Here is an 11,730-nt window from a genome sequence, read left to right as displayed (position 1 = left end):
CAGCTCTTGGTGCAATCATGCGCCACATCATCGTCATCGCAAACGCAAGATTGAAAGAATATCAAAATGAGCAAATACGACTGACTTGATGAGGGCGGCGGGGCGCCGGCCTATTGCGGGATATGAGAGGTGCGTCGTGCTGCAACTCGACGTGGAATTCGGATGATGTGAGCCTGCCGCCGAGGGCTTTGGGACAGGCACGGCTGTCCGCCGTCAACAATTGCGCGACGGACAGAAGGTTCAGCAAGACGCTTAGCGTCTCGGTTGTTGGCTTCAGCCGATCGTCACGGCCGCCTTCGAGGCCGCGGATTTCAGTGCGGCGTCGGCCAGTTTCAGGGCGGTCAGACCGTCCTTGATGGAAGGTGACGGCGCGGCATTGTTTTCGATGCTGTCGATGAAGGCGGTGATTTCCGCGGCATAGGCTGCCGTATAACGCGTCATGAAGAAATCATGCAGCGGCGGGCGGGTGTAGCCTTCCGCATTGGCGATTTCGATGGAAACCGGGCGCTGGTTCTCGGCCGCTGCCGAGCCCAGCGAACCGTGCACCTCGATGCGCTGGTCGTAGCCATAGGTGGCGCGGCGGGAATTCGAAATGATCGCCTGCCTGCCGCTTTTCGTCGTCAGGATGATGCTGGCGCTGTCGAAATCGCCAAGCGCGCCGATCTCCGGATTGACGAGAACGGAACCGGTGGCGAATACGCTTTCCACTTCCTCGCCGAGCAGGAAGCGGGCCATGTCGAAATCATGAATGGTCATGTCGCGGAAAATACCGCCGGAAACCTTGATATATTCGGCCGGCGGCGGGCCGGGGTCGCGGCTGGTGATGGTCACCATTTCCACCTTGCCGATACGGCCATCTTCGATTGCCTTGTGGACGGCCTGGAAATGCGGGTCGAAACGGCGGTTGAAACCGAGCATCACCTTGGCACCGGTTTCCTCGACCACCTTGGCGCAGGCTTCCGCGCGGGCGACATCGAGATCGACGGGTTTTTCGCAGAAGATCGCCTTGCCGGCGCGGGCGAAACGCTCGATCAGGTCGGCATGGGTGTTGGTGGGCGTGCAGATGATGACGGCATCGATCGTCTTGTCGGCCAGAACCTCATCGATCGTGCTGACCTTGCACTGCGCCTCGCGGGCGATTGCTTCCGCGGCACCGGCCATGGCGTCGACAACGGCCACCAGCTGCGCACGGCTGTCGGTGGTGATCGCCTTGGCGTGGACCTTGCCGATCCGTCCAGCGCCGAGCAGTGCCAATTTCGTAACCATCTTTCCTCCGGTTTCTCACACCCGTCCCTCACTCCCGGAGAGACAGAATATGAATGCAAGCAATGTTTCGATATGGAATATATGTTCCATTTTGCTAGATCGACATCGGAGACGTGTCAAGCGTTTTGACGATGATCGAGACAGCCGAAATCATTGCTTGGAGAAGGTCATACGGCGCGGATGGCCGCTGGCGTAAAAAAGCATCGGGGCGGCGTCAAAGCCCCTCGCGATAATCAATCGGCCGAAGCGGTCAGGGCGGCATTGTGGGGCAGGGCATATACCTCGACCGGAGTTTCGAGGCCGCGCAGCAGCCATGGGCCGAGATTTTCGAGCTTTCCCTGATATCCGGCTGTGCGCACGAATTCTTCGGAGAAAAGCACATTACGCCCGGTCTCCTTGGTCAGCGTTTCCAGTCGCGAGGCGATGTTGACGGCAGGGCCGATGACGGTGAAATCGAGTCGGGTCTTGGAGCCGATATTGCCATACATGACATCGCCGACATGCACGCCGATACCGTAACCCAGGGGATCGTGGCCCTTGCGGCAATTGATCTCATTCAGCGCAACGAGGCTCTTCTGTGCGCTGGCGATGGCTTTCAGCAGGTTTTCGCAGGCCTGCGGGTCGCTGAGCGGGAAGATTGCCAGCAGCCCGTCGCCCATGAATTTCAGGATCTCGCCGCCAAACTCCTCGATGGGATCGCACATGGCGTCGAAATAACCGTTCAGAAGTTCGATGACATCATCACGCGGCCAAAGGTCGGAAATATGGGTGAAATTGCGCAGGTCGCAGATCAGGATCGCCGCACCCACCGTCATGCCGCTGCCGCGCGTGGTGGCGCCGTTGAGGATTTTTTCGCCCGCATGCGGTCCCACATAGGTTTCCAGAAGGGTACGCGTCATGCGGTTTTTCAGGCGTATCTCGCTGACGAGCGCCAGCGCCGGAAGCAGGTTTTTCAAGGTGAGGATTTCGCTGTCGGAAAAACCGCCGGGCCGGTCGCTCGAAAATGTGGCGACATGGCGTTTGCCGAAGGTGTGTTCGATCGGCCAGGCGCAATAATCCGTCAGCCCCTCGGCCCTGAGGTCTTCGTAGATCGTATAGCCGGGATCATCGATCGCCTCGCCGTTCAGCCGGTGGCGGACTTCGGTGGCGCCCTGATGAATGTCGTTGATCGGGCTGTTCAGATATTCGGGCGTATTTTCAGACCCGTAGCCATAGGTGGCGATCTCGGCGGAGGACAGGCCGGCTTTCCACAGAATACGTGCGCCAAGCCATTGCGGATGGCGAATGCGGAAAGCGAGCACGCCCCGGGCCACGGAAATTCCACTCGCCCGCAGCCTGCTGCAGAGCTCGACGAAGATCTCGTCGATAAAGCGTTCATCCTTGGTTCCGGTGATCAGCCAGTCGAGAATTTCCGTCTTTTCCGCTGGCCACAATTCATCCAATGCTGAAGAAACCCGTTCTTCGGTGTCGAGACTTAGTGTCATGGCAGGATTCCGGAGGTTGTTGCTGCTCTCGCACAAGCGGGGCACATGTCGCACTCGGCCGAACATGGTCGCTCGTGAACCCCATGTGGTGCCGGATAACGAAAATGTTAAGAGAGGGGCGCGGAAAATGTTCCGGAAGGGATTGGCGGCATCAGGCCACGCGCGCCGCCCGGATGTTCGCGGGAACATCGTTCCCGGCGGCGCTGAGATTTTTGATGATCGCTAAAAAGGATCAGATAACGGTTTCGACAGGAATATGAAGTGCTGCGGCAACGCGTCTGATGCGCAGCGGATCGCTGTCCGTGCCGTCTTCGAGCGCGCGTATCTCGCTGGTGGTCAGGCCGCAGGTCACGGCAAGCTGTTCGACCGTATATCCGGCGAGATTGCGCGCGGTGAGGACCTTCTTGGCAAAAGGAGCATCGGTTTCGTGATCGGAATCGGGTTGTGAGATTGAAATTGTCATTATTGCATCTCCCTCAGAATGGACACTTAAATGCGGGCGGCAAAGAAAAGTTGCCGGGACCGAATGCGACCGCGTTGCCGGAGAAGAAAATCAGTGTTGCAACGCAGCGAGGAACATAGCGGCTTCATCGACCTACGCAATAGTTAAATTTTGTTAAGATTCGTGATCGCTGCATTGCCGCGGCACGCCCTGCCCGGAAAAAAGCCGAAAAACTGCCGTTTTCCGGCTCTCGCGAGGGGCCGGTGGTTTTTGCTACAGCATGCCCCAGGCGCGAAACCGGCCACGACCCGTCACTTCCCGCAATTCCAGCTGGTTGGCGAGCCCGATCGCGCCCTGCGGCGTGGTGCCGAGTTCCTTGACGATCATCGCCGCCGAAACCACCGGCCGGGAGACGACAAGCTCCACCAGTTCCGGCAGGCGCGAGGAAGAGCGCCGGCCTGCCAGTTTGCGCATCATGCGTTCCCGCGCATGGGTCAGCCGGTCATGTTCCTTCATGCCAGCCTGTGCCGCTTCGTAAAAGCTGTCGAGAAGGGCGGCAAGGCGCTGTGTCTGGTTGCGGGCGTGCCGGCGCTCCCGTGGGACCGCACGGAGGCCGGCGCTGAGGGCCGGCAGATGATCGGGCGTGACGGCGCCGTCGCGCAGAAAGGCGGAGGCGAGAAGCCGGCCGAGCCAGGGGCTGCGTTGCAGCACCTCGATCATGTTCCAGGCGTCGAGCAGGATGGCGGTGCGCAGAATCGCCGGCAGCTCCTCTGTCCGCGCATGCACGTCCCACCATTCTTTCAGCCGCTCATCCTCGTCCCAGTCGGGTTCGTTGATGATCGCATGGCTTTCCTCCTCCCTGTGCATCGTCGGAAGCGCGGTGCCGGTGGTGATCGCATCGAGCGTTGCGGCGCTTCGCGCCAGAAGTGCGTCCAGCTCGGAAAAAGCGCCATCCAGCGATGTTTCCCCCTCCTCGTCGGTTTCTTCATCGCGGGCGTGATCGAGCGTTTGCCTGGGAGGCGCTGGGTCTTCGGCAAGTGCTGCCCTGCCGCGTAGCCTCGAAAGGCCCGGCGCGGTAAAGGCCCAGCCGGCGGCATTGGAAAAGATCAGCCGTCTCGAGCGGAGAATCCGGTGCGCCGCCGTCATTTCATGGGTCGGCGCGCGCACATCCATATGCGCGTCATGCAGCACCAGATCTTCCATGTGGACGAGTTCGCCATCCACCCACATGGAGGAAATCGCATCGGTGAAATCCTGTCTTTCGATGAAGCCGTGTTTCATCGGTGACCGGTCGATCCGCTCGTCCAGCCGCGCCAGCGCTTCGCCGGCGCGGGCGGCGGCAATGAGGAGCTTTTCGATCTGGACGTCCGATATATCGTAAATCATTGATATTTTTTAGTTTGAGCGTGGGCGGCTTACAAGGCGGATCACAGTCGGGCGGTTTTACTTTTGAGGTTTCCACCCGAAAATCTGCTGAAAAAAGGGTGGCGGAAGGCCGGGAATCAGCAGGACTTCAGCCGCCATGGCTGGTTTTTTTCAGCAATATCGCGATGCGGTATAAACTTGCGCACCGCAACATGACGGGTATATACCCCCACCGAGAGCGACAAATTATCACACCTTCCGTTCGCCCTTCCATCTCCAGACGAAGATGAATTGGAGTTTACCCGTGAATATTATGGCAAATGGTCCCGCCACCGCGCCGGACCAGAAAACCCGTTTGAAATCCATTATCGGCGGATCGGCCGGCAACCTCGTCGAATGGTACGACTGGTACGTCTATTCGGCCTTCACCCTTTATTTCGCGCCGGTGTTTTTCCCTTCCGGGAACCAGACCGCCGAACTCCTGAGTGCGGCCGCCGTTTTCGCCGTCGGATTTCTGATGCGGCCCATCGGGGCCTGGTTCATGGGCACCTATGCCGACCGCAAGGGCCGCAAGGCTGGTCTCACCTTGTCCGTCACGCTGATGTGTCTCGGTTCGCTGCTGATCGCGATTACGCCCGGCCATGAGGCGATCGGCATCGCCGCACCGGCCATTCTGGTCTTCGCAAGGCTTCTGCAGGGCATCAGCGTCGGCGGCGAATATGGCGCCAGCGCGACCTATCTCAGCGAAATGGCCGGCAAGAACCGCCGCGGTTTCTTCTCCAGTTTCCAGTATGTGACGCTTATTTCCGGTCAGCTTCTGGCGCTGGCCGTGCTTCTGGTGCTGCAGCGTGTTCTGACGCCGGAACAGCTCGGCTCCTGGGGCTGGCGCATTCCCTTCTTCATCGGTGGCCTCCTGGCGATTGCGGTGTTTTATATCCGCCGCGGCCTTGTCGAGACGCAGTCCTTCGAAAACGCCAAAGCCGGTGAGGCCGACAAGCCGAAGTCCAGCGGATGGGCGCTGTTCAAGCACTATCCAAGGGAAGCGCTGATGGTCATGGCGCTCACATCAGGCGGCACGCTCGCCTTTTATGCCTATACGACCTATCTGCAGAAATTCCTCGTCAACACGTCAGGTTTCAGCAAGGAAAGCGCCACGGAAATCACCACGGCGGCGCTCTTCGTCTTCATGTTGTGCCAGCCGATTGCCGGCTCGCTGTCCGACAAGATCGGCCGCAAGCCGCTGATGGTGGGCTTCGGCATTCTCGGCACGCTGTTCACCTATGCGATCTTCAGCACGCTTTCGACGACGACCGATCCGATCATGGCTTTCGCCCTCGTTCTGGTCGGCCTGTTGATCGTCACCGGCTATACCTCCATCAATGCGGTGGTGAAGGCGGAAATGTTCCCCGCCCATATCCGCGCGCTTGGCGTGGCTCTGCCCTATGCGCTGGCGAACACCATATTCGGCGGAACGGCGGAATTCGTGGCCCTGAAGTTCAAGCAGATCGGCCACGAAAACTGGTTCTTCTGGTATGTGACGATCATGATCGCCCTGTCGCTGGTGGTCTATGTAAAGATGCGCGATACGCGCGATCACAGCCATATCCACGAGGATTGAGCGACCGCCATCCAGGTCAGCGAAAGCCCCGTCCTTTCGGCGGGGCTTTTTCTTTTGGCATTCAGGCAGCTTCGGCGGGAAGCACCACGCGGGCCTCAAAACCGTCCTGCCGGCCCGGTGCCGGAGAGGAAAGCACCAGCTCTCCGCCGGCCTGCTCCACCAGGCTTTTGACGATGGCAAGGCCAAGCCCGGTACCATCGGCCGTGGTCTGGCCCCTGGTAAAACGTGTCGTCAGCTTGGGCAGTAGCGCCGCGTCGATCGCCGGACCGGAATTGACGACGCGGATCGTACCGTCCGCTTCGGCAACGACCTGCACCGGGCTTTCCGCCGGGCTGTGGATCAGCGCGTTTTCGAGCAGGTTACGCACGATGATGCCGAAGGCATCCGCGCCGATCCTGCAGGACAGACTGCCCTCACAGCGATTGGTGAAGCGGATGCGGGATGAACCGATGGCCGTTCTCATCATGTCGTCGATGACGAGCTCGAGGACGGGGATGAGATCGTTTGCCGTGTCGGTGACCCCGATTCTTGCTTCCGCGCGCGACATCTGCAGCAGTTTTTCGGCGAGATGGGCGAGATGCTGCAGGGATTTTTCGATGTTTTCCACACGCGGCGCAAGTTCCGGCGGAATGTCGGCATGCAGCCGCTGCGCCTGCGCCAGCGCGCCGGCAATCGGCGTGCGCAATTCATGGGCGCTGTTGGCGGTGAATTCCCGCTCCGCCTCGATTGCCGAGCGCAATCGTCCGAGCAGCAGATTGACCGAACGGGCAATGGGATGGAGTTCGCCCGGAAAGGGCTGCGTTGGCAGCGGCGCGAGATTGCCGCTGTCCTTTTTGCCGATGTCGTCGCGAAGGGTCTGTATCGGTCGCAGCGTCCTGCGCACCACGACAATGACGGCGAAAATGCTGGCGGGAATGAGGATGAGAACGGGAAGCAGCAGCGCGGTGCCCGCCTCTACGATCGCCTCGCGGCGATTGGCGAAGGCATCGGCGACCTGCAGGAAATAATTGCCGTCCGGTGTCGCGACCGTAAAGATGCGCTGGGTCGCGGTTTCGGAAAAACCGGATTCGAGCGAGACCTCGAAAGGCTCCGTCGAACTGTCATGCGAATGCAGCACCACCTGTCCTTCCCGGTCGCGAACCTGATAGGTCAGATATTCCGCCCGTTCCGACGTCTGGTTGAGCTTTTGCGCGGCAGGCGCGGTGTTGTTTTCCCGGAGGTCGTCCACCAGCAGCGGCAACAGTCTTTCGGCGGTTTCCTCAACGCCGGCGTCGAAAATCTCGGCGAATTCGTCCTGCATTACCATGACGCCCAGCCCGCAGGCGAGAAGCCAGGATATGGCGACAACGCTCGTCAGCGCCGTCACGAGCTTGCGGGTCATGCTGGTCGGTCTGGCCATTTCTGCCTGCTTGTAATTCTGATTATCTGATGGTGTAACCCACGCCGCGCACGGTCTCGACGCGGTCATGGCCGATTTTCTTGCGCAGCCGGCTGATATAGACCTCGACCGTGTTGCTTTCTATTTCCGCGCCGAATTCGTAAAGCGTGTCGTGCAATTGCGCTTTCGAGACGACCGCGCCGGGATGTTCGACGAGTTTTTCCAGCACGGCCCATTCCCGCGCGCTCAGCGTCTGTGCCGTTCCATCGACCGTGATATTGCGCGCCACCTGGTTGATCTCGATGCCGGGCAGACGGATGACGGGGGCAGAACGCCCTTCGTAACGGCGCGAGACCGCCAGCATGCGCGCTGAAAGCTCGTTGAGATCGAAGGGCTTGACCAGATAGTCGTCGGCCCCGGCATTCAGCCCGGCAATCCGGTCGGAGACCTGGTCATGGGCCGTCAGAATGATGACAGGCGTTGCGTCATCGCGCCGGCGCAGGCCTTGCAGCAGGGTGATGCCCTCGCCATCCGGCAGGCGCATGTCAAGCAGGATCAGGCCATAGGCCATGGTCAACGTCGCCGCCATGGCGTCGCCCAGCGTCTTGAACCAGTCGACAGCATGACCCGCCGCCGCGACATGGTCCCGCAGCGCTTCGCCCAGCACATGATCGTCTTCAACAAGCAGAACCCGCAAGACAGCTCCCTCTATCGCTTCGTCCTGCGTATCTCTTTCTCCGGATAAGCGTCAAGCACAGTGTTTCAGCTGTTCTGACGCTGGGTGCAGCTGCCGAACACATCGAGCGAGGGATCGTAGACCGATGTGGAGACGTTCATCATCCCGAGGATGCTGTGGAAATAATTGTCGTGCGAGCGCCCGCCCTCCGCCGCGGTTTTTGCCAGGCAGGCTTTATCGAGGCCCATGGATTTGGCGAAGTCGTCGTCGAACCAGACGAGAAACGGCACATGGGTCTGCTGGTCGGGCGCCAGCAGATAGGGCGCGCCATGCAGGTAGACACCGTTCTCGCCAAGCGATTCGCCGTGGTCCGACGCATAGATCATGCCCGTCGCCAGCCTGTCGGAACGCGCCTTCAGCTTGTCGATCACGGTGGAGAGGAAATGGTCGGTATAAAGCAGCGTGTTGTCGTAGGAGTTGACGATCTCCGCGTCGGAGCAGTTGCCAAGCTCGGCCGTGCGGCAATCCGGGGTGAATTTGCGGAATTCGTCGGTGTAGCGCAGATAATAGGTCGGCCCATGGCTGCCCATCTGGTGCAGCACGATGACGCTGTCCCTGGTGACGTTGTTGAGCCAGGCGTCGAGCTTGTCGAAGAAGATATCGTCGCGGCATTCCCCGCCGGTGCAGAAGCGGCTGTCATTGGTGGAGGGCAGATCGAAATAGGCGATGCGGTCGGCGACGTTCTTGCTGCCGGTATTGTTGTCCAGCCATGTCGCGCCAACCCCTGCATGGACGAGAACATCCATGACGTTTTCATTGGCGAGCGCCTTGTTGTGGCTATATTGCGAGCGAGGAAACTTCGAGAACATGCAGGGAATGGAAATCGCCGTCGCGGTGCCGCAGCTCGTCGTGTTCGGAAAATAGACCACGCCGCGTTTTGCGAGTTCGGGATTGGTATCACGCCCGTAGCCGTTCAGGGAAAAATTTGCGGCCCGCGCGGTCTCGCCCGCCACGATGACAGTGATGCGGGGCTTGTGGACCCCGCCCAATGCGGGCAGAACCTTCGCATCCCTGCCGACCGGGCTCACCTGTATATCGACTTCCTTGCCGGCCAGCGTGAAATAATGAATGGCCGACATGATCGGCGACAAGGGATTGACGCTTTTGACGATATCCTTGTGCTGGCGCACGGCGGTGGTGAAGGTCTTGGAATTGGCGAAGCTGATGATGCCGGCGATGGAAAGACAGATCAGGATGCTGATCGTGTTCCACAACAGCTTGTCGAGGATCGGCCGGTGCCGCACACGCACGGTGACGATGAGGAGGGACGGCACCAGCCCGTAAATCGCCATATGCCAGAGAAAGCCGGGCGTTATCAGATTGCCGGCCTCCGCCTGCGTCGTTTCCATGGCGTTGCGGATCATGTCGCTGTCGATGACGATGCCGTAGCGATCCATGAACCAGGAGCCGGCCGCCGCCGCGAAGACCAGGAAGATCAAAAACGGCTTGATGAGATATTTGGCGGAAAAAATGATGATGAGCGCGCCGAAAAGGGCGGCCATTGCGGCATAAAGCGCGACGATGGCGACCGGATAGGCTGAAAGGTAGGTGTGAACCTTCGACCAGAATGTCCGGTTCGTGAAAAACAGCAGATAGGCCGCCGTCAGCAGGCTGAGCGGCACGCTGCCGATTTCCGGACGATATGTTACTGTTCCCGTCGCTTTCGCGGTAAAAAGAGCCACTGTCAGATCCACCAGATTTCCGATAGGCCGGCGGCAACGAAGAAGGGGCGAAAACGCCGCCGTCCAGGCTGCCGCATGGGCCGGTCAATGGCGGATGCGTCATTTTGCTGACATCAACCTGAAAGCTTGTCATGAAAGTGTCACACTCCGTAGTGGCCGTTGGTGGTGGTGGCGTTTCAGATCGTTTATCGGATAAGGATAGAGCCCTTAATTGAGGCCCACGATGCCTGTGGCGGTGGTGCGTGTTGAAAATATGCGCGTGGCCCTGACCGGCAGCAGGCTGCCTGCGGGCAGGTTCTGGAAGGTCACCGTCGCCCCGGAAAGCAGGGTCAGGCAAAGGTGACCGGCATTGCCCACATAAACGGCGCGTGTTGGGGAAGGAAGCGGGTTCGTATCGTCAGGAACGACCTCAAAAGCGTGGGATGCCGGGGATTCGAGGCCGGCGGCGTGGTGTTCGTAAGTCTCAGCCATTGCTGTCTCCCGTAAATCGAAATCTGCCGCGATTATGCGCTGCGCCGGGGCCATGGGGAAAATCGGGGGACAGGAAATATCCGGACGGGATTTCGGCCTTGCTTTCGGCCTGCCGGGGAGAGCGCCTTTCTTTTGCAATCTCATGCGGTTGCATCGCATCGGCCCGTTGCCGTCTATGTCACCCCAACGAATGACGGCGGATTTGTCGTCCACGGCTTCGGCGGGCAGGCGAGGGATATTCAGCGGAAGGGGCGGGTGCCGCCGCTTCAATTGCGGGCGTGGAGAATAATGGCCCTGACGGCGGGCGAGGCCTCCGTTTTCCGGTGGGCGATGGCGAGGTCCGAGGTCGTGGCGCTTGCCGCAAGCGGCACGTAGCGCACACCGGGCACCCTCAGGCAATCGAGCGAGCGCGGCACCAGCGCGACGCCGAGGCCGATCGCCACCATGCTGGCAATGGTGGTGTAATCCCGGCCTTCCGGGCTGATCGCCGGCTGGAACCCGGCTTCATTGCAGGCCTCTATCGTATTGTAATGAAAGCCGACATCCGGCGGCTGCCGCGGGGTAATGAAAGTCTCGCCAGCAAGGTTCCTGAGATCGAGTTGCAGCGCATAGGCCAGGGGATGGTTCTCCGGCAGGGCGGCCATCAGCGGTTCGCGCAGAACCACATGGGTCGTAACCCCTTCCGGAATGGGGGCCGGCGGGCGGATGAAGGCGAAATCCAGATTGCCGTCGGCAATCTTGGCCAGTTGCAGCCGCATCTCCATTTCGATCAATTGCAGTTCCACATCGGGATGGGAGGCGCGGAAACTGGCGATGGAGCGGATCATCAGGCCGGAATAGGCCGCCGAGGCGACATAACCGATGGAGATGCGGCCTGTCTCGCCACGGTCCACACGTTTGAGCGCCGCAAGCGTTGCTTCGGCATTGGCGAGAATTTTCCGGGCATCCTCATAGAGCAGCTGGCCGGGCGTCGTCAGCTTCACCGAGCGGCGTGTCCGGTCGAGCAGCGGCATGCCGACAATATCCTCAAGCGCCATGATCTGCTGGCTCAAACCCGGCTGGGCAATGCCGAGGCGGGCGGCGGCGCGCTCGAAATTGCGCTCATCCACCAGCGTTGTGAAATAGCGCAGGTGCCGCAGCTCGAATGTGTCCGCCCGGCCTGCCGGTTTCCTGCCCATCGTCTCGACCCCTTCCCTGTAGATTTGAATAATTCCAAGCTATTATCGATGCGAATTTTCATAATCAATAATTATGAAAAAAACCGGCTGCACTTATTGGATCACAATCC

Annotated in this window: 10 protein-coding genes; 1 reads left to right on the top strand and 9 read right to left on the bottom strand. The window is 60.0% G+C overall.

The genetic code is table 11. The annotated features are described in order from the left end of the window. Positions 1–273: 273 nt before the first annotated feature. The 4 genes from iolG to ACIQUH_RS23110 form a co-directional block, all read right to left on the bottom strand. Positions 274–1,266 (bottom strand): inositol 2-dehydrogenase, encoded by a 993-nt coding sequence (gene iolG / locus ACIQUH_RS23125; RefSeq protein WP_400819445.1) that lies wholly within the window; start codon positions 1,264–1,266, stop codon positions 274–276. A 233-nt stretch (positions 1,267–1,499) separates the two neighbouring features. Next, a complete protein-coding gene (locus ACIQUH_RS23120; protein WP_400819443.1) occupies positions 1,500–2,750 on the bottom strand; it encodes an adenylate/guanylate cyclase domain-containing protein in 1,251 nt (416 codons plus the stop codon). A gap of 232 nt (positions 2,751–2,982) precedes the next feature. Continuing rightward, positions 2,983–3,213: a helix-turn-helix domain-containing protein gene (locus ACIQUH_RS23115; protein WP_003522093.1), complete on the bottom strand. Its 231-nt coding sequence runs from the start codon at positions 3,211–3,213 to the stop codon at positions 2,983–2,985. 252 nt (positions 3,214–3,465) lie between these two features. Further along, entirely contained in the window at positions 3,466–4,578 is a 1,113-nt protein-coding gene (locus ACIQUH_RS23110) for an RHE_PE00001 family protein (protein ID WP_400819439.1), read from the bottom strand. A 292-nt stretch (positions 4,579–4,870) separates the two neighbouring features. On the opposite strand from ACIQUH_RS23110, the gene ACIQUH_RS23105 reads away from it, so the two are divergent. After that, on the top strand, positions 4,871–6,175 hold the full coding sequence (locus tag ACIQUH_RS23105) for an MFS transporter (RefSeq protein WP_400819454.1): 1,305 nt from the start codon (positions 4,871–4,873) through the stop codon (positions 6,173–6,175). Between the two features lie 61 nt (positions 6,176–6,236). Here ACIQUH_RS23105 and ACIQUH_RS23100 read toward each other — a convergent pair whose 3' ends face one another. From ACIQUH_RS23100 to ACIQUH_RS23080, 5 genes are all read right to left on the bottom strand, one after another. Further along, entirely contained in the window at positions 6,237–7,574 is a 1,338-nt protein-coding gene (locus ACIQUH_RS23100; RefSeq protein ID WP_400819436.1) for a sensor histidine kinase, read from the bottom strand. A gap of 22 nt (positions 7,575–7,596) precedes the next feature. Then, the gene (locus tag ACIQUH_RS23095; protein ID WP_400819433.1) at positions 7,597–8,250 is read right to left on the bottom strand and encodes a response regulator; all 654 of its coding nucleotides are present in this window, start codon (positions 8,248–8,250) and stop codon (positions 7,597–7,599) included. Between the two features lie 65 nt (positions 8,251–8,315). Continuing rightward, on the bottom strand, positions 8,316–9,983 hold the full coding sequence (locus tag ACIQUH_RS23090) for a phosphoethanolamine transferase (protein WP_400819431.1): 1,668 nt from the start codon (positions 9,981–9,983) through the stop codon (positions 8,316–8,318). Positions 9,984–10,178: 195 nt separating this feature from the next. Further along, entirely contained in the window at positions 10,179–10,442 is a 264-nt protein-coding gene (locus ACIQUH_RS23085; protein ID WP_400819428.1) for a hypothetical protein, read from the bottom strand. A 266-nt stretch (positions 10,443–10,708) separates the two neighbouring features. After that, the gene (locus ACIQUH_RS23080) at positions 10,709–11,620 is read right to left on the bottom strand and encodes a LysR substrate-binding domain-containing protein (protein ID WP_400819426.1); all 912 of its coding nucleotides are present in this window, start codon (positions 11,618–11,620) and stop codon (positions 10,709–10,711) included. Positions 11,621–11,730 lie beyond the last annotated feature (110 nt).

The sequence above is a fragment of the Agrobacterium sp. NPDC090283 genome (assembly GCF_044769685.1).
Taxonomy (GTDB): Bacteria; Pseudomonadota; Alphaproteobacteria; order Rhizobiales; family Rhizobiaceae; genus Agrobacterium.
This window is presented reverse-complemented; position numbering and strand designations above follow the sequence as displayed.

What these genes read in the sequence shown, in the direction of transcription:
- iolG (WP_400819445.1), bottom strand. Translation starts at nt 1,266, where the DNA reads ATGGTTACGAAATTGGCACTGCTCGGCGCTGGACGGATCGGCAAGGTC.
- ACIQUH_RS23120 (WP_400819443.1), bottom strand. Translation starts at nt 2,750, where the DNA reads ATGACACTAAGTCTCGACACCGAAGAACGGGTTTCTTCAGCATTGGAT.
- ACIQUH_RS23115 (WP_003522093.1), bottom strand. Translation starts at nt 3,213, where the DNA reads ATGACAATTTCAATCTCACAACCCGATTCCGATCACGAAACCGATGCT.
- ACIQUH_RS23110 (WP_400819439.1), bottom strand. Translation starts at nt 4,578, where the DNA reads ATGATTTACGATATATCGGACGTCCAGATCGAAAAGCTCCTCATTGCC.
- ACIQUH_RS23105 (WP_400819454.1), top strand. Translation starts at nt 4,871, where the DNA reads ATGGCAAATGGTCCCGCCACCGCGCCGGACCAGAAAACCCGTTTGAAA.
- ACIQUH_RS23100 (WP_400819436.1), bottom strand. Translation starts at nt 7,574, where the DNA reads ATGGCCAGACCGACCAGCATGACCCGCAAGCTCGTGACGGCGCTGACG.
- ACIQUH_RS23085 (WP_400819428.1), bottom strand. Translation starts at nt 10,442, where the DNA reads ATGGCTGAGACTTACGAACACCACGCCGCCGGCCTCGAATCCCCGGCA.
- ACIQUH_RS23080 (WP_400819426.1), bottom strand. Translation starts at nt 11,620, where the DNA reads ATGGGCAGGAAACCGGCAGGCCGGGCGGACACATTCGAGCTGCGGCAC.